Here is a 16,280-nt window from a genome sequence, read left to right on the forward strand (position 1 = left end):
AAGGAGGCGTACAACGTCAAGATGTTCTCAATGCGCCTCCTCCTCGCCCTCCTGCTCCTCGCCCAACCCGCCGCGGCGCAGGACCTGCCGCCCCTCCCCCCGGAGGACCACGCGCAGTTCACCGCCATCGGCCGGGTCAACACCCGCGGCTACAACCGGCGCGGCATGTGTTCGGGCACGCTCATCGCCCCCGCCCTCGTGCTCACTGCAGCGCATTGCGTGGCCGGGCCGGAGGGCGATCCGGTGCGCCCCGAGCGGCTGCATTTCGTCGCCGGCTGGTTCGGCGGGGATTATGCCGATCACGCCGATGTCGCCTCCTACGAGGTGCACCCCGAGGCCTATAGGGACCACCGGCTCGACATCGAGCACGACCTCGCCCTGCTCACCCTCACCCGCCCGCTCGACGTCGCGCCACTGACGCTGGGCAGCACCTCCGCCCCGCCCTTCGCGCTTGTCGGCTACCACGACCGGCGGCCCAACCGGCTCTCGGCGCGCTTCGACTGCGACGGCGCGCGCGACCATGCGCTGCTGCGCCTGTCGTGCCCCGTGCGGCACGGCAATTCCGGCGGGCCGGTGCTGGTGCAGGAGAGTGACGCCTCGGACGAACCGTGGCGCGTCATCGGCGTGGTCAGCGCCACCAATGCGCGCAGCAGCCTTGCCGTGCCGGTCGATGAGTGGCTCCGGGCGCGTCTTACGCGCGGCTCCCCCTACACTCCCTGAGCGATTCAGGGCATAACCCGCGCGAGTCGCACATAAAGAGGACAGACCGATGCACGACATCCGCGCCATTCGCGAAAACCCCGCCGCCTTCGACGCGGCGCTCTCGCGCCGGGGTGTGGAGAATGCCTCGGCCCCCGTGCTGGCGCTGGACGAGGAGCGCCGCGCCGCGATCCATGCCGCAGAGACCGCGCAGGCCGCTCAGAACGCCGCCTCCAAGGACGTCGGCAAGGCCAAGGCCAGCGGCGACGAGGCCGAGTTCGAGCGCCTGCGCGCGCTGGTCGCCGAGAAGAAGGCCGAGGTCGCCGAGATGCAGACCAAGGCCAAGGAGCTCGACGCGCAGCTCACCGACATGCTGATGGGCATCCCCAACCTGCCCTTTGAGGACACGCCGGACGGCGCGGACGAGAATGACAACGTCGAGATCCGCCGCTGGGGCGAGCCGAAGAGCTTCGACTTCACTCCGAAGGAGCATTACGAGCTGCCCGCCGTGATCCCCGGCATGGACTTCGAGACCGCGGCCAAGCTCAGCGGTTCGCGCTTCGTGGTGCTCTCGGGCGCCGTGGCCCGCGTGCACCGGGCGCTGGCGCAGTTCATGCTCGACACCCATGTCGAGGAGAACGACCTGTCGGAGACCTGGACCCCGGTGCTGGTGCTCGACGAGATGATGTATGGCACCGGCCAGCTGCCGAAGTTCGGCGAGGACAGCTACCAGACCCGCGAAGGCTGGTGGCTGGTGCCGACCGCCGAGGTGACGCTGACCAATATCGTCAATGGCGCAACGGTCGAGGAGAGCTACCTGCCGCGCCGTTACGTGGCGCACACCCAGTGCTTCCGCTCCGAGGCGGGCTCGGCAGGTCGCGACACCGCGGGCATGCTGCGCCAGCACCAGTTCGAGAAGGTCGAGATGGTCTCGATCACCCATCCCGAGAAAAGCCGCGAAGAGCACGACCGGATGACGAAATGCGCCGAGGGCATCCTCGAGAAGCTCGGCTTGCCTTACCGCACCGTGGTGCTCTGCACCGGCGACATTGGCTTCGGCGCGCGCCGGACGCATGATCTCGAGGTCTGGCTGCCCGGCCAGAACCAGTATCGCGAGATCAGCTCGGTCTCGGTCTGCGGCGATTTCCAGGCGCGGCGGATGAACGCCCGCTTCAAGCCCGGCGAAGGCGGCAAGCCGGAGTTCGTGCACACGCTGAACGGCTCGGGCCTCGCCGTCGGGCGCTGCCTGATCGCGGTGCTGGAGAACGGCCAGCAAGAGGACGGCTCGGTCGATCTGCCCGAGGCGCTGCATCCGTGGCTGCGCGGCAAGACCCGCATCGCCGCCGACGGCACGCTGGTCTGAGGGGGCGGGTCCGAGATGATCTGGGTCCGGCCGCTCCTGCTGTTTCTCGCGGCGATCGCCTTCGCGGCCTCGCCGCTGGTGTTCCCCGGTTTCACCGGGTTCGCGCCGGACGCCTTCCCGGTCCCGCAGGTCGACCCGCCGGTGCAACCGGCAGGCTACGCCTTCGCGATCTGGGGGCTGATCTACCTCTGGCTTATCGCCGGCACCGGCTTCGGCCTCTTCCGCCGCTCGGATGACTACGACTGGATGGACCATCGCGACCCGCTGCTGGTCAGCCTCGCGGTGGGCATCTTCTGGCTGCCGGTGGCGCAGGTCTCGCCGATTGCCGCCACCGCGATGATCTGGGTTATGCTGGTGACCGCCCTTCTGGCGTTGTTCCGTGCCGGCGACATGGATCGCTGGTGGCAAATCGCCCCCATCGCGATTTACGCGGGTTGGCTGACAGCGGCCTCCTGCGTGTCCATCGGCCTGCTGCTGGCAGGCTATGGGCTGCTGCCCGAGACTCCCGCTGCGCTGGCCGCGCTGGCACTCGCGCTGACGCTCTCAGTGGTGGCGCAATACCGGCTGCACCGCGCGCCGCTCTACGGCATCACGGTGATCTGGGCGCTGGTGGCGGTGATCGTCGCCAACGCCAGCCCGCTCAACTTCGCGGTCGCGGGCCTCGCCGCGGCGGGCATTTTCGCCATTCTTGCGCTGCGCGGCACCGACACCGAATAGCACGCTATTCTCCGGCACCAGCACCCGGCCTCGCTGCCGGACCGCCTCCGGCGGGCGTATTTGAAAAGAGAAGAAGCAGGGGATGGCGCACCGTTCCCTGCTTCTTCTCTTTTCAAATACGCAGTTCCCCGCAAATGCCAATTAAGAACGTCATGCGGACAATATTCCCATAACTTCCCACATTATCGCGACAGTCTGTCTCCGCTATCTCTGGCGCATCAGACAAGACGCCGCACGGCGCGGCGCCCGAAACCGGAGAGTTACAATGACCAACGTCCTGCAATCGGTGGGCTTCGGCTCCGCCACCTCGATCGCCTTCGCCGCCCTCATCCTGCGCCTCAGCCTCGGCGCCCTCTTCCTCGCCCACGCCTGGCTGAAAATCTATGTCTTCACCCCTGCCGGCGCGGCGCAATACTTCAGCTCGCTCGGCGTGCCGGGCTTCATGGCCTATCTCACCATCGCTGCCGAGGTACTCGGCGGGCTGGCGCTGATCCTCGGTGTCCAGACCAGCCTCGTGTCGCTGCTGCTGATCCCGGTACTGCTGGGTGCCGCGATCCTCGCCCACGGGCCGAACGGCTTCTGGTTCACCAACGAGGGCGGCGGCTGGGAATACCCCGCCTTCTGGGCGCTGGCACTCCTGGTGCAATCGCTGCTCGGCGGCGGTCTGCTGGCCATCACCAGAGGCTGAGCCCCGTCCCACGAACGAAAAAAGCGCCGGAGCCCATGCTCCGGCGCTTTTCCTGTTTCTGGCGCTTCGGCTCAGCCCTTCTGCTTGGGCAGCTTGCCGAGGTGCTTTTTGAGCGCGCCGGCATTCTTTTCCCGCTTGCCCTTGTAGGGGTTCTTGTCGCCCTGCCCGCGCAGCGTCAGGCGGATCGGCGTGCCGGGCATGTCGAAGGCCTCGCGCAGCCCGTTGACCAGGTAGCGCGTGTAGCTGTCGGGCATGTCCTGCGGGCGCGAACACATCACCACGAATCCCGGCGGGCGGGTCTTCGCCTGGGTCATGTAGCGCAGCTTGATGCGGCGGCCCTGCGGCGCGGGCGGCGGGTGGCTGGAAACCATGCCCTCGAGCCAGCGGTTGAGCTGGCCGGTCGAGACGCGGCGGTTCCAGGTGGTCCAAGCCTTCATGATGGCCGCATTCAGGCGATCAAGCCCGCGGCCCGTCTTGGCCGAAACGGTCACCAGCGGCGCGCCGCGCAGCTGCGGCAACAGCCGGTCGAAGGCCTCCTTGAGGTCGCGCAGCTTTTCCTGCTTGTGCTCCTCGACGTCCCACTTGTTGACCGCCACGACCACCGCCCGGCCCTCGCGCTCGGCGAGGTCGGCGATGCGCAGGTCCTGTTGCTCGAAGGGGATGGCGGCATCGAGAAGCACCACCACGACCTCCGCGAACTTGACGGCGCGCAGACCATCGGAAACCGAGAGCTTCTCGAGCTTTTCCTGCACCTTGGCGCGCTTGCGCATGCCGGCAGTGTCGAAGATCCGCATCGGCACGCCGTCCCAGTCCAGCCGGACCGAAATGGCATCGCGGGTGATCCCGGCTTCGGGGCCGGTCAGCAGCCTGTCCTCGCCGAGGATCTTGTTGATCAGCGTCGACTTGCCGGCGTTGGGGCGGCCCACCACGGCGATCTGCAGCGGCTTTCCGGCGGTCGGCATGACCAGCTTGGCCTCGCCGTCCTCGTCATCGCCGAACTCCTCGTCGTCCAGCTCGAGCTCGGTCTCGGGCGCCTCCTCGGCGGCGCGCTCGGCGAAGGCATCGGCGAGCGGCATCAGCGCGCTGTAGAGGTCGGGAAGCCCCTCGCCGTGCTCGGCCGAAAGCCGGATCGGCTCACCGAGGCCGAGGCTATAAGCTTCGATCACACCAGCGTCCGCGGCAGAGCCCTCGCCCTTGTTGGCAGCAAGGATCACATGGGCCGAGCGCTTGCGCAGGATATCGGCGAAGATCTCGTCTGTGGGGGTCACGCCGACGCGGGCGTCGATCATGAAGAGGCAGACGTCGGCCATGTCAACCGCACGCTCGGTGAGCTTGCGCATGCGGCCCTGCAGCGACTCGTCCGTCGCTTCTTCGAGCCCCGCGGTATCGATCACCGTGAATCGCAGGTCACCCAGCTTGCCCTCGCCCTCGCGCAGATCGCGCGTGACGCCGGGCTGGTCGTCGACCAGCGCCAGCCGCTTGCCGACCAGACGGTTGAACAGGGTGGACTTGCCAACGTTGGGGCGGCCGACGATGGCGAGGGAGAATGTCATGGCACGCACCTCTTGCGGATTCAAACCCCGCCTTTAGCGCAAAGCGCGGGCGGGAGAAAGGGATCTCGGACGCCATGTTACAGGGGCGCGCCAAATGGGGGCTCTGCCCGCGCCCTTCGGGCGCCCGCGGGATATCTGGGTCTGGACGAAGAGGCGGGTGGCCGGCGGCTTCTTCTCTTTGCAAATACGCCTGGCGGCACGCAGACGCCCGCGCCGCCGGTGGGGCAGCGCGGGCGCGTTTCGGTTGCCGGGCGGTTTACTTCAGATCGCCGGGCAGCAGCGCGTCGGGCAGGTTCTGGTAGCTCACCGGGCGCAGGAAGCGGCGGATCGACAGCGTGCCGACCGAGGTGGCGCCGAAGTTGGTCGAGGCCGGGTAAGGCCCGCCGTGCACCATCGCGTCGCAGACCTCGACGCCGGTCGGGAAGCCGTTGACCAGCAGTCGGCCGGCCTTGCGTTCGAGCACCGGCACCAGGCGCTGCGCGAGGCCCGTGTCGCCTTCGTCCATGTGGATCGTGGCCGTGAGCTGGCCCTCGAAGCCGCGGGCGAGCTCTTCCATCTCGTCCGCGCCGGAGACCCGCACCACGAGCCCGAGCGGGCCGAAGACCTCCTCGCCAAGTGCATGATCCTGCAGGTAATTCGCCGCGTCGGTCTCGAAGAGGTTGGGCAGCGCGCTGCGGCCCTCGCTGTCGGTGGTCAGCACCGGTTTCACCGCATTGCGGCCGTCAAAGCGCGATTTACCATCTTTATACGCCTGCGCGATACCATCGGTGAGCATGCATTGGGCGGACGCGCCCTTCAGCGCCTCGGCGGCGGCGGCGACAAAGGCGTCGCCCGCCGGGCCCGTCTCCACCACGGCGATGCCGGGGTTGGTGCAGAACTGGCCGGCACCCATGGTCAGGGAGCCTGCCCAGCCGGTGCCGATCTCGGCGCCGCGCGCCTTCATGGCTTCGGGAAGGAGGAACATCGGATTCACCGAGCCCAGCTCGCCGAAGAAGGGGATCGGCACCTCGCGCTGCGCGCAGAGGTCAAACAGCGCCCGGCCGCCACCAAGCGAGCCGGTGAAGCCCACGGCGTTGATCAGCGGGTGCTGCACCAGCGCCTGGCCGACGTCGCGTTTGCCGCCCTGCACGAGGGAGAAGACACCCTTGGGCATGCCGGTCTTTTCGATCGCGGCGAGGATCGCCTCGGCGACGATCTCGCCGGTGCCGGGATGGGCGCCGTGGCCCTTGACCACCACCGGGCAGCCGGCGGCCAGCGCTGCGGCGGTGTCACCGCCGGCGGTGGAAAAGGCGAGCGGGAAGTTGGAGGCGCCGAAGACCGCGACCGGGCCGATCGGGCGCATCACCAGCTTGATGTCGGGGCGCGGCAGCGGCTGGCGGTCGGGCAGCGCTTCGTCGTGGCGGCGGTCGAGGTAGTCACCCTTGAGGATGTGGCTGGCAAAGAGCCGCAGCTGGCCGGTGGTGCGGCCGCGCTCGCCCTGCAGGCGGCCTTCGGGCAGGCCGGTTTCCTGCGTGCCGATCTCGGTGATCGCCTCGGCGCGGGCCTCAATCTCGTCGGCGATGGCATTCAGGAACTCGGCGCGGGCTTCGCGGGTGGTGTAGCCATAGGTCCAGAAGGCCTCTTCGGCGGCCTTGCAGGCCTGATCGACCAGCGCCGGGGTGCCGACCGAGAACTCGTGGCTCGGCCCATGCGCCGGCTCGGAGGCGAAGGTGGTCTCGCCGGCCACCCAGGCGCCCGCGATCAGATGTTTGCCGTGCGGGGTGAAGACGGATTTGTCGAGCATCGGGATGTCCTTTGTGCTGTCGTCGCCCGGGTCGGGCTCGGCTTGGATTCGGAAATGGTATACCAGCAATGGGCCGCCAGACGTCAAGCGCGGCTTCCCGCAACACCTCCGGAAAGCTTCAGGGGTTCGCGAATGCCACCGCCTTCCCTCGCGGCATGGACGACGGAGTGCTTCGCTCAGACGGTTTCGGGCGGCTCTGGATGAGGCGCGGAATGTCTCTCGAGGGGCCAAGCGAAACCCATGGGGTTCAACGACTCTGCTCCGGCGCAACGCCCCGCGAGGGTCCAAGATGGGCCACGGTTGTAGTGGCCCGGGGGCTCGTGAGCCGAAATGGCCCGCGCAACAGGCAGCGCAACGCAACGGGACGCTGATACGCTGCGCCCGTGCTCTTGGCTGCACCTTTGTAAGCTCGTTTCCGCGAGCGTTCCGCGACAAGTATGAACTCCGGAAGGTAGCTCGCCGACCGGGAGAGCGCGGGAAATCCCCGCCAAAACAAGGGCGCGGCCCCTGCTTCCGGAGCCGCGCCCTTGGTCACGCATCAAAAACGCAGGCAACGCCCCCCCAAAAAACGCAGGCAACGCCCAAACGCGGGCAAAACCCTGCTGGATTCCGGGACAGGGCCGACGTGTCGGCCGATGTCTTGGCCGGATCGGGTCGCTCTGGCTAGCGCGAGTTCCTATCCTCCCCCTCCGAGTCTGTGAGAGCGAGGATAAGGATCGCGATGACGATGAGAGCGGCCAATCCGACGATAAAGATATCGATGGTCATGGCAGTCTCCTTAAGTGCTTGCTCCTTAAGTGCTTGGGGTTTGAACGCGGCAGCGCAGCAGCGGTTCCGGAACAGAATGTCGCAGAACCGTGTTAATATCGCGTAACCAATGCAAAGGCGCACTCATGCTCATTTCGCTCTCGGACCTGATCACCTGGCGCCTCACCGGCGGCGAGCGGGACTTCGTGCTGCAAGACCTGCTCTTCGATCCGGACGGGCGGAAACTTGCCTGGGCGATCGTCGCCCCGGCCGGATTTGCCGCCGCAGAACGGCTGTTGGTCACCGCCTCCTCGCTTGGTCTGCCCGAGGCAGAGGACCGCGCGTTGCCGCTGCATGTGACCGAAGATGAATTGCAACGCGCTCCGCGCATGAAGGGCGGCCGCGAGGACATGCTGGCGTTGATGGCCACGATGCCACCGATGGTGGTGGGCCCCTTCGGATCGCCCTACGCGCCGCTGCCCGCGGGCGAGGCCGACGAGGCCGAGGCCGATCCGCGCTGGCAGGCCGCGCTGGAGCGCTACGAAAGCCTCGCCGACTGGATCGGCAAAACGGTCTTCGGCCGCGACGGCGAAGCCGGCACGGTGAGCGACCTGCTCTATGACGCCGCACGTGGGCAGCTCAGCCACATTGTCGTCGACAACGGCAAGTTCTTTCACCACGAGCGCCGGGTGGTACCGATTTTCGAGATGGTCACCCACGCCGATCACGACCACGGCGGGCACATCGTGCTCGACCTGTCGTTGACGCAGATCGAGACCGCGCCGAAGGTGTCCGACATGGTGGCGGCCTGAGTTTCGACGGGGATCGCGGCCAGACCATCTTTCTAGACAGACTATCTTTCTAGACAGCCTATCTTTCGAAGAATGGCGGCAGCGCCGCGTCCGCCTCGGCCGCATCGAGCTGGCAGATGGCGTCGCGCCGCGCCCCTGACGCGGCGACCAGCGCCCGGAAAAGGCGCCGGTGGGCGCGGCGATAGACGAGGTATTCCGGGTGCCACTGCACACCCAGCGCGAAGGGATCGCTCAGCCGTTCCACCGCCTGCACCATGCCGCCGTCGTCGCGCCCGGCCACCCGCAGCCCCTCGCCCAGGCGATCCACCGCCTGCGAATGCAGCGCGTTGACCCGCAGGCAGGTGGCGCGCGCCGTGTGCGAGAGCAGCGTGCCGTCGAGCACGTCGACCTTCTTGCGCGGCAGCACCGTGCGGTAGCGGCGCGACGGGTGTACCGCGTAGGCGTCGCCATGCAGCGTGCCGCCGAGCACCACGTTGAGCATCTGCGCGCCGCGGCAGATGCCGAGGATCGGCAGGTTGCGCTCGAAGGCGCCGCGCAGGACCTTCTGTTCCAGCGCGTCGCGCGCCGGGTCGAGCCGCACGTCCAGCTGAAGCTCGCCGCCGTAGAGCGTCGGCTCGATGTCGTCACCGCCGCCGATCACCACGCCATGCACCGCGTCGAGATCGACCTCGCGCTTGCCGGTCTGCCAGCGCAGCGCCCTGCCCCCAGCGAGCCAGACCGCGAAGGCCATGAAGGGAAAGACCCGCCAGCCCGAGCGGCGCGAGACGGTGACCCCGATCAGAGGTCGCACAGGCCCGCCCCCTGCAGCATGCGCTCGACCCGGAAGGACCAGTCCATGCGGATCGAGGTGATCGAGTCGCGATGGTCGCGCCAGGCGGCGCAGAGGCGCCGCAGCAGATCGGTGTCTTCCGCAACGCGCTCGACCAGCACCCAGCGGTTCCATTCCTGCGCCAGCGTCCAGCCGTCCTCGTCGATGCGGCAGTCCGGCAAGCGCCAGTGGAAGGTCGGTCGGGCCGAGACCAGCTCCATGTCGACCGCCGCGGCAACGCGAGCCTCGTCGATCTGGGCGAAGATGCACAGCATGTCGAGCCCGTGGTTGCGCGAGGGCGAGAGCTGGAGATAGGTGTCGATCAGCTCGGTCATCGTGGCCGGCGGCGCTTCGGCGGCTAGCCGGTCAACCAGCGCCCGCGGATAGGGCGCGACCCAGGTCATCACCCGGCGGCTGAAATCGGTGCCCGCGGCGCGCTTGAGATAGTCCTCGAGGAGCGCGTGAGCGGTGAGTACAGGCATGATGTCCGCGTAATCGAGCGAGACCACCTCGGGATTGAAATGCACCCCAAATGCCGACAGAACGCCGCTGCCGGTGCCCTCGGCCCCGGCCTCGCGCAGCGCCACGATGGCGCGGTCGAGCTCGGCGATCTGGGCCACCTCCAGCGGGTCCGAGACGATCTCGACCGGCACCACCGCGCGGGCCAGGTCGCGGATCTGACCGCCCACCCCATCATGGTCGAGCCGTTCGAGCGGCTGGCTGTCGAGATAGACCTCGAAGTCGCCCATACCGCCCCCGCTCACCGTCCAGTGACCGCGCTGGGTCTCGCGCGCGGCACCGCCCACCTGCTTGACCAGGATGCGGGCGACCTGCGCCTCAGTCAGGCCGGAAAACTCGATCTCGACGCCGACGCGGCGCGGCCTGCCTTCGGCGGTCTCCGAGCGCGGCAACGGTTGCGGGGTATCAAGATCAGAAGTCCGGGACATTGGGCATCGCCTCCGGGGTTGTCGGGTCGGGGACGAATTCCACCAGCCCGAAGATGATGTGCACGCGGTAGTCGCCCGCCTCGGTCCAATCCTGTTCGAGCGTGCCGCCGAGCTGGCTCGCGAAGGCCTGCATCAATTTGGAGCCGAGCCCGGCGATCTCGCCGGGGGAGCGGGGCGCGTCAGGCGTGCCATCTTCCGGCTTGCGGGCGGAGTTCACGACCTCAAGCTCGGCGCGCCCTCCGGTGAGCCGGGCGAGCCGGATCGAGACCCGGGTGACCCCGTCCGGTCCGGGCTGGGCGTATTTCATCGCGTTTGTCATCGCCTCGGCGGTGAGCAACGAAAGCGGCACCGCCTGGTCGGGCACCGCCTCGATGTCGTCGGCAGCGACAGTCAGGTTGACCTTGCGACCGCTGACCTCGGACATCTGCTCCATCTGGCCAACGAGATCCTTGAGCAGGTGCCCGGCGTTGACGTGGCCGAGATCCTCGGTCTGGTAGAGGTTGCGGTGGATCGTGGCGAGGCTGCGCACGCGGTCCTGCAGGCGCTGCAGGATGGCCCGGGTCTCGTCATTGCGGGACTGGCGGATCTGCATGTTCATGATCGATGAAATGAGCTGCAGGTTGTTCTTCACCCGGTGGTGGACCTCCTTGAGCAGGATGGTCTTCTCGCGCAGGGCGTTTTCCTGCTGCGCCTCGTCGCGCAGGATGGCGTCGGCCATGTCGAGGAAATCGTCTTCCATGTCCGCGAGCTCGGCGGGCATCGCCTCGTCGCGCAGCGCCGGAACCCGGCGCGACAGCGCGAAGGCCCGCATCCGGCGCGACAGGCGCTTGATGTGACGGATCACCAGCCGGTTGACCGCGAGGAAGGCGACAATCACCGAGGCCGCCCACATCAGGAACGGAAGCGCCGCCGCCATGACCGCGAGCCCGTCGACCGTGATCGCCTGCGCCTCTGCGTTCTCGCGACTCCAGATACCGATGGCGTGGATCATCCCCGGCACCAGCGGCGCGGCGGCGTAGACCCGCGTTTCGCCATCGGCGCTGCGCGCGGCAAAGCTCTGCGACCTGGCACCGACAAGGCTTTGCAGGTCGAGGTCGGCGGGCAGCACGCCCGCCACCTGGTCGACATCCCCGCGCGAGGTCAGGATCTCGCCCTGCTCGTTGATCGTGATGAGGTCGTCGAAATCGCTCGGGCCGGGCGTGTCATGTCCGCGCGGCAGCAGCACCGAAGGCACCGACAGCAGCACGTGGCCGGCCAGTTCGCCGCCGACGAAATAGGGCTGCGCCACCACGATCACCGAGCGCTGGCTTATCGCGCCCCTGCGGCTGAGCCAGGCGGTCGCACCCGGCTGATCGACGATGTGCTTCAATCGCGGGAAGTCTCGCGCATTCATCTCGATGCCGCGCGAATTGCAGGACACGTCGCCGTCGAGCGTCATGATCCCGGCGAAGCTGTAGCCGGGCGAAGCTCCAAGGTAGCGGGCGAGTTGGTCCGAACAGTCCACCGGATCGTCGAAGTTCTGGCCGAGTGTCGCGCCGATGGCCTGCGCCCCGCCCTGGGCACGCAGCACGGTCTCGCGCTCGCCAAGAGCGGCGGCCTCGGTCAGCGCAACAAGGCTGAGCTGCGAGCGCAGGCGCGTTTCTTCTGCCAGCTTGCTGGTCTGGAAATAGGCCACCACCCCGATCGGTACGAGGGCCAGCGACAGGAACAGGATGATCCGAGCGGCGAGACCGGTCGGCCTCTGCCGCCAAACGCCTGCGACTGTTTTCATGAAACCTCTATCCGCTCTGCCCCAACCGGAGTGGCGGACTTTGTGTCCTGCCGTTTTCCGGGTCTTTCGCGGCGCCCGTTCGGGCGCCGCCATGTATTCTTACATCCCGAGGGTCACCCTCAGGTCACCGTAGCTCACCCCAAAGCGCCGCTCGGACGCGCCCCGGAGACGACGGCCATAGTCGCCTGATCGGTCATCTCGAGCCGGTCGTCCTCATCGAGGTTGAGCAGCTCGGCAAGACGCGCGCGGGCGCGATTGACCCGGCTTTTGATCGTGCCGACGGCAACTCCGCAGGTCTCGGCAGCCTCTTCGTAGGAGAAGCCCTGTGCCCCAACGAGGATCAGTGCTTCGCGCTGTTCGTCGGTCAGCTGGACGAACGCCCGGCGGAAGTCGTTCATCTGCAGACGGCCGTCATGCGCCGGCTTTTCCGAAAGGCTCTCGGTGAAGACGCCCTCGGCATCGGAGACCTCGCGTCCCGCCTTGCGGCGGTTCGAGTAATAGGTGTTGCGAAGGATGGTGAAGAGCCAGGCGCGCATGTTCGTGCCCTGCTCGAAGGTGTTGATCTTGGTCCACGCCTTGACCAGCGTGTCCTGCACCATGTCATCGGCCAGCGCGAAATTTCGCGTTAGCGAGAATGCAAAGGCCCGCAGTGCGGGGAGATGGGTGACGATCTCGTCACGGGGATCGGAGCTCATGCACTGGCCTCGCCCGTATCGTCACCTTCTGAACCGCCACCATCGTCCTGCGCGCGCAGCTGCGCGATCAGGTCTAGGAAGCGATCGGGAACCTGCTCGTCAAGCATGTCTTGGTAGACACGTTTGAGGTTCTCATCGATGACCTCTGCCTCTTTGGAATTCCGCCGCGTTTGTACCATTGCCGCCGTTAGATCCTTGCCTTTGCAGTCCGTAAATTCTGCACATATCTTTGTCGTATCCCGGAACCAATGCCGAGCAGGCGCGTTTGGTTCCCGAGAAAAGCGAAAAAAAGGACGTATTCATGACACAGGGTGATTTGGGCCAGACCATTGGTGCGGTCCTTCCCTACCTTCGCCGATACGCGCGTGCGCTGACCGGCAGTCAGACCTCGGGCGACAACTACGCGGCGGCGACCCTGGAAGCGATCCTCGCCGACCGGAGCGGGCTCACCGGCGCATCGTCGCCCAAGGTCGGCCTGTTCCACGTCTTCCACGGCATCTGGGCGAGCACCGGCGCACCGGTCACCGACGAGGACGAAGGCCCCCGCGCGAAGGCGCAGGCGCGGCTGAAGAATCTCACCGCCAACAGCCGCGAAGCGCTGCTGCTGCACACCATTGAGGATTTCACCCTTTCCGAGGTTGCCGAGATCATGCAGATCGCCGAGACCGAGGTCGAGGAACTTGTCACCCTCGCCCGCCGCGAGATGGCGGATGCAGTGACGGGTCGCGTGCTGATCATCGAAGACGAGGCGATCATCGCCATGGATCTCGAGAGCATTGTCGCCGACCTCGGCCACCGCGTGACGGGCGTGGCGCGCACCCGCGCCGGTGCCATCGATCTTGCCAACAAGGAAACGCCCGACCTCGTGCTGGCGGACATTCAGCTGGCTGACAATTCCTCGGGCATCGACGCGGTGAACGACATTCTCGGCGCGCTCGGCGATCGCCCGGTGATCTTCATCACCGCCTTCCCCGAGCGGCTGCTGACCGGCGAACGTCCGGAACCGGCATTCCTGATCTCGAAGCCTTATTCCGAGGAGCAGGTCCGCTCGGCCGTGAGCCAGGCGATGTTCTTCTCGTCGACCGAGACCCTCAAGGCCTGAACGTCACCTTTGGCCTTCGCGGAAGGTCTCTCAGAAAACCCCGCCCTTGCCGGCGGGGTTTTCCTTTGTTGGTACTCGTTAAACTGCACTCGCAAAGCGAAGATGGATGCGGGAGGGCGTTCGCCACCCCCTCCCCGGCCTTACGCCTTCCGGACGAGTCGCATGATCAGCGTCACCACGAAAAGCACCAGGAAGATGAAGAACAGCACCTGCGCGATGCCCGCCGACGCGGAGGCTATGCCGCCAAAGCCGAAGATTGCGGCCACGATGGCCACGACGAAAAACAGAAGAGCCCAGTAAAGCATTGTCGTTCCTCCTATGAACGCAGTTCTTGTGTCAGATGGTGGCGCGCGAGGACTTCGGCCCGGCGATCAGCCAGATGATGAAGCCCAGAACCGGCAGCACGATGATGAGAAGCGTCCAGAGCACCTTGGCCCCGGTGCTTGCGCTCGAGCCGAGCACCGAAACGATGGCCCAGATGTCGAGCACGAGGACGATAAATCCCCCGATTCCTGCGAATTCCATGGCGAACCCTCCTTTGGTCGCGTCTTGGGTCTTGCCGGAGCGCGCGCCTTCCCGGACCGAAGGCCGTGGCCTCCGGGTCCGCGGGAAGCCTCCCGCGCGATCCGTCCAGATTGATGATGTCGGGTCCGGTGTCGCGCCCTGCGCCCCGCCGCCCCGGCTCATGTCAAGAACACTTCATGTGGAAAAAGGTTCCGCGCGGTCAAACCGGCGCGAGCTCTGCGCCGCCCGTCATAACGAAGAGCCCTTCGGTCTCCCCGAGCCCGGTCGCTGTGGCATTCCTGCGCCATGCATGCTCCTGAATGTGGTGCGCGACTGCCGCCGCCTGTTCGGCGACGTTCCCCAGCAGCGGTAAGGCCGTCGCGCACTCCAGCCCCGGACCGGCACCGCATCCAGCAAATATCGACAGTCGCGATCAGCAGCATGGCCATGCCGGTCCAGCCGACGCAGCCGCGCGCTTAATAGAAGTCGCCCGATCGCCCAAACCATCGCCAGCACCAAGAGGACAAAGGCACCGACCCCCGGGAGAAAGCCGAAGATCTGCTCAAGCGCCTTCTGCGCCCGTTCACGGCGCGAGTTGATCCGGTCGGCGAGTGTCGCGCGCGTCATCCGGGACACTCTCGTAGGCGCCGATGTGCAGAACCACCGGCCAGTTCACCATGCCGGGGTGGGCACCTCGCGCACCGCCTCGAAAGCGTCGCCTATGACGCGGGTGGCGCGCATCCGCCTGTCATCGAAGGTCTTGAGCGTGTCGCAGAGTTCCCCCGTGGGGACGATGCCCTACTCCGGCATGGTCATCGGCGGCATCGTGGCCCGCTGCGCCCAATCGAAGGCCTCGGTGGAAACGACATCGATGGCCTCGGTGGTCGCGCCGCCCCCGCCATAGCAAATGGTCAGCGTAAGCTTCCCCGCCTGCTCGCATCCGCCGGCTCGGCGATCCTTTGCATGGGGTGCATTCGCCGCGCTTGTCGAAGGCCGAGACATCTCATTCACTCGCCAGCGCCTGTCCGGGCCTTGCAACAGGCGGCGCGGCCATCCAGAGCGTGTCAGTCGGTCCTTTCCCGACGTCTGGGGTTTTCCGTATTTCCAAACCGCCTCGACCGGTGGCGTGGGGCAAGGCGGCGCATGGCGCGATCCTTGATGAGTCGTTTTCCCCTGCGCTGGCGCAACCCCTGCTGCTCAGCTTGGGCGCAAACATGGTATACCGGCGCATACTGCATCAAACTGTCACACCCGCGCCTTCCCGAGGTCCTGCCAAAGGACGCACGCCAAGCGTGCATTGTGACGCTGCGTAAGCTATTTGGAAACCATGGCCTTTGCGGCGTAAAAGCAAACATTTTTACAAATTGCTGCAGCGCAGGGCAAATGATTTACAAATAAAATCATATTTTACCGAGGCTTATTTCAATATTTTCGATCTACGGTATGATCGATGCAGGGATGGAAGAAGTCGCCGCGCGACTTTGGAGAAATTGGAACGCTCACGGGCCCGGAGATACACGCCGGCTCCATGACACCAGGGAGGACATCATGAAAGACGACGCCCAGACTGCGACTGCAGGAACCTACCCCCCGTCCGAGGATTTTGTGGCCAAGGCGCATGTAGACGCGGCGCGCTACGAGGAGATGTACGCGCGCTCGGTCGCCGACCCCGACGGTTTCTGGGGCGAGCAGGCGCAGCGGCTCGACTGGATGGCGCGGCCGACGAAGATCAAGGACACCAACTTCGACTTCGGCAATGTCTCGATCAAGTGGTTCGAGGACGGCGTGCTCAACGTCGCCCACAACTGCATCGACCGCCACCTGCCCGCCCGCGCAAACCAGACCGCGATCATCTTCGAGCCCGACAACCCCGAGGATCCCGCCCAGCACATCACCTATGCCGAGCTCTACGACAAGGTGAACCGCATGGCCAACGTCCTGCTCAGCCAGGGCGTCATGCGCGGCGACCGCGTCGTCATCTACCTGCCGATGATCCCCGAGGCGGCCTATGCCATGCTCGCCTGCGCGCGCATCGGCGCCATCCATTCCATCGTCTTCGCCGGCTTCTCGCCGGACGCGCTGGCCAACCGC

17 protein-coding genes are annotated in these 16,280 nt (G+C 66.5%); 8 read left to right on the top strand and 9 right to left on the bottom strand.

What is annotated here, in order from left to right; all coding sequences use genetic code 11:
- Positions 1 to 30: 30 nt before the first annotated feature.
- From BM397_RS28225 to BM397_RS28240, 4 genes are all read left to right on the top strand, one after another.
- Entirely contained in the window at positions 31 to 720 is a 690-nt protein-coding gene (locus tag BM397_RS28225; RefSeq protein ID WP_245696277.1) for a trypsin-like serine peptidase, read from the top strand.
- Positions 721 to 769: 49 nt separating this feature from the next.
- Positions 770 to 2,062: a serine--tRNA ligase gene (serS, locus tag BM397_RS28230; protein WP_092431325.1), complete on the top strand. Its 1,293-nt coding sequence runs from the start codon at positions 770 to 772 to the stop codon at positions 2,060 to 2,062.
- Positions 2,063 to 2,077: 15 nt separating this feature from the next.
- Complete coding sequence (locus BM397_RS28235; RefSeq protein ID WP_092431323.1) at positions 2,078 to 2,779, top strand: TspO-related membrane protein; 702 nt, start codon at positions 2,078 to 2,080, stop codon at positions 2,777 to 2,779.
- Positions 2,780 to 3,044: 265 nt separating this feature from the next.
- Positions 3,045 to 3,467 carry a DoxX family protein gene (locus tag BM397_RS28240; protein WP_092431322.1) on the top strand — a complete coding sequence of 141 codons (423 nt, stop codon included), beginning with the start codon at positions 3,045 to 3,047 and terminating at the stop codon, positions 3,465 to 3,467.
- Positions 3,468 to 3,538: 71 nt separating this feature from the next.
- On the opposite strand, the gene der is transcribed toward BM397_RS28240, so the two are convergent.
- Together der and BM397_RS28250 are read right to left on the bottom strand one after the other, a co-directional pair.
- Positions 3,539 to 5,020: a ribosome biogenesis GTPase Der gene (gene der, locus BM397_RS28245; protein WP_092431321.1), complete on the bottom strand. Its 1,482-nt coding sequence runs from the start codon at positions 5,018 to 5,020 to the stop codon at positions 3,539 to 3,541.
- A gap of 256 nt (positions 5,021 to 5,276) precedes the next feature.
- Complete coding sequence (locus BM397_RS28250) at positions 5,277 to 6,803, bottom strand: aldehyde dehydrogenase (NADP(+)) (RefSeq protein WP_092567511.1); 1,527 nt, start codon at positions 6,801 to 6,803, stop codon at positions 5,277 to 5,279.
- 893 nt (positions 6,804 to 7,696) lie between these two features.
- Here BM397_RS28250 and BM397_RS28255 point away from each other — a divergent pair.
- Positions 7,697 to 8,362: a PRC-barrel domain-containing protein gene (locus BM397_RS28255; protein WP_092431319.1), complete on the top strand. Its 666-nt coding sequence runs from the start codon at positions 7,697 to 7,699 to the stop codon at positions 8,360 to 8,362.
- Between the two features lie 58 nt (positions 8,363 to 8,420).
- On the opposite strand, the gene BM397_RS28260 is transcribed toward BM397_RS28255, so the two are convergent.
- From BM397_RS28260 to BM397_RS28280, 5 genes are all read right to left on the bottom strand, one after another.
- Positions 8,421 to 9,152: a gamma-glutamyl-gamma-aminobutyrate hydrolase family protein gene (locus BM397_RS28260; RefSeq protein ID WP_245696276.1), complete on the bottom strand. Its 732-nt coding sequence runs from the start codon at positions 9,150 to 9,152 to the stop codon at positions 8,421 to 8,423.
- Entirely contained in the window at positions 9,140 to 10,117 is a 978-nt protein-coding gene (locus tag BM397_RS28265) for an amidoligase family protein (RefSeq protein ID WP_092431318.1), read from the bottom strand. The genes BM397_RS28260 and BM397_RS28265 overlap by 13 nt, the downstream gene beginning before the upstream one ends.
- A complete protein-coding gene (locus tag BM397_RS28270; protein WP_092431317.1) occupies positions 10,101 to 11,888 on the bottom strand; it encodes a sensor histidine kinase in 1,788 nt (595 codons plus the stop codon). Before BM397_RS28270 ends, BM397_RS28265 begins: the two co-directional genes overlap by 17 nt.
- A 134-nt stretch (positions 11,889 to 12,022) precedes the next feature.
- Positions 12,023 to 12,583: an RNA polymerase sigma factor gene (locus BM397_RS28275; RefSeq protein ID WP_092431316.1), complete on the bottom strand. Its 561-nt coding sequence runs from the start codon at positions 12,581 to 12,583 to the stop codon at positions 12,023 to 12,025.
- On the bottom strand, positions 12,580 to 12,762 hold the full coding sequence (locus tag BM397_RS28280) for a NepR family anti-sigma factor (RefSeq protein WP_092431314.1): 183 nt from the start codon (positions 12,760 to 12,762) through the stop codon (positions 12,580 to 12,582). Before BM397_RS28280 ends, BM397_RS28275 begins: the two co-directional genes overlap by 4 nt.
- A gap of 122 nt (positions 12,763 to 12,884) precedes the next feature.
- Here BM397_RS28280 and BM397_RS28285 point away from each other — a divergent pair, with 122 nt between their 5' ends.
- Complete coding sequence (locus BM397_RS28285) at positions 12,885 to 13,685, top strand: response regulator (protein WP_092431355.1); 801 nt, start codon at positions 12,885 to 12,887, stop codon at positions 13,683 to 13,685.
- A gap of 140 nt (positions 13,686 to 13,825) precedes the next feature.
- On the opposite strand, the gene BM397_RS28290 is transcribed toward BM397_RS28285, so the two are convergent.
- Both BM397_RS28290 and BM397_RS28295 read right to left on the bottom strand, forming a co-directional pair.
- Positions 13,826 to 13,990, bottom strand: coding sequence for a DUF1328 domain-containing protein (locus tag BM397_RS28290; protein ID WP_092431313.1), 165 nt, complete (start codon positions 13,988 to 13,990; stop codon positions 13,826 to 13,828).
- Between the two features lie 31 nt (positions 13,991 to 14,021).
- On the bottom strand, positions 14,022 to 14,210 hold the full coding sequence (locus tag BM397_RS28295) for a PLD nuclease N-terminal domain-containing protein (RefSeq protein ID WP_092431312.1): 189 nt from the start codon (positions 14,208 to 14,210) through the stop codon (positions 14,022 to 14,024).
- Positions 14,211 to 14,955: 745 nt separating this feature from the next.
- Between BM397_RS28295 and BM397_RS29485 the strand changes: the two genes are divergently transcribed.
- Both BM397_RS29485 and BM397_RS28305 read left to right on the top strand, forming a co-directional pair.
- Entirely contained in the window at positions 14,956 to 15,093 is a 138-nt protein-coding gene (locus BM397_RS29485) for a hypothetical protein (RefSeq protein WP_176806991.1), read from the top strand.
- A gap of 644 nt (positions 15,094 to 15,737) precedes the next feature.
- Positions 15,738 to 16,280: AMP-binding protein (locus BM397_RS28305; protein ID WP_143015468.1), on the top strand; the 543-nt coding region annotated here is incomplete at its 3' end.

Source organism: Alloyangia pacifica, from assembly GCF_900116195.1.
Taxonomy (GTDB): domain Bacteria; phylum Pseudomonadota; class Alphaproteobacteria; order Rhodobacterales; family Rhodobacteraceae; genus Salipiger; species Salipiger pacificus.

Coding starts and splice junctions, on each gene's coding strand:
- BM397_RS28225 (WP_245696277.1), top strand. CDS start 31: ATGCGCCTCCTCCTCGCCCTCCTGCTCCTCGCCCAACCCGCCGCGGCG.
- serS (WP_092431325.1), top strand. CDS start 770: ATGCACGACATCCGCGCCATTCGCGAAAACCCCGCCGCCTTCGACGCG.
- BM397_RS28235 (WP_092431323.1), top strand. CDS start 2,078: ATGATCTGGGTCCGGCCGCTCCTGCTGTTTCTCGCGGCGATCGCCTTC.
- BM397_RS28240 (WP_092431322.1), top strand. CDS start 3,045: ATGACCAACGTCCTGCAATCGGTGGGCTTCGGCTCCGCCACCTCGATC.
- der (WP_092431321.1), bottom strand. CDS start 5,020: ATGACATTCTCCCTCGCCATCGTCGGCCGCCCCAACGTTGGCAAGTCC.
- BM397_RS28250 (WP_092567511.1), bottom strand. CDS start 6,803: ATGCTCGACAAATCCGTCTTCACCCCGCACGGCAAACATCTGATCGCG.
- BM397_RS28255 (WP_092431319.1), top strand. CDS start 7,697: ATGCTCATTTCGCTCTCGGACCTGATCACCTGGCGCCTCACCGGCGGC.
- BM397_RS28265 (WP_092431318.1), bottom strand. CDS start 10,117: ATGTCCCGGACTTCTGATCTTGATACCCCGCAACCGTTGCCGCGCTCG.
- BM397_RS28270 (WP_092431317.1), bottom strand. CDS start 11,888: ATGAAAACAGTCGCAGGCGTTTGGCGGCAGAGGCCGACCGGTCTCGCC.
- BM397_RS28275 (WP_092431316.1), bottom strand. CDS start 12,583: ATGAGCTCCGATCCCCGTGACGAGATCGTCACCCATCTCCCCGCACTG.
- BM397_RS28280 (WP_092431314.1), bottom strand. CDS start 12,762: ATGGTACAAACGCGGCGGAATTCCAAAGAGGCAGAGGTCATCGATGAG.
- BM397_RS28285 (WP_092431355.1), top strand. CDS start 12,885: ATGACACAGGGTGATTTGGGCCAGACCATTGGTGCGGTCCTTCCCTAC.
- BM397_RS28290 (WP_092431313.1), bottom strand. CDS start 13,990: ATGCTTTACTGGGCTCTTCTGTTTTTCGTCGTGGCCATCGTGGCCGCA.
- BM397_RS28295 (WP_092431312.1), bottom strand. CDS start 14,210: ATGGAATTCGCAGGAATCGGGGGATTTATCGTCCTCGTGCTCGACATC.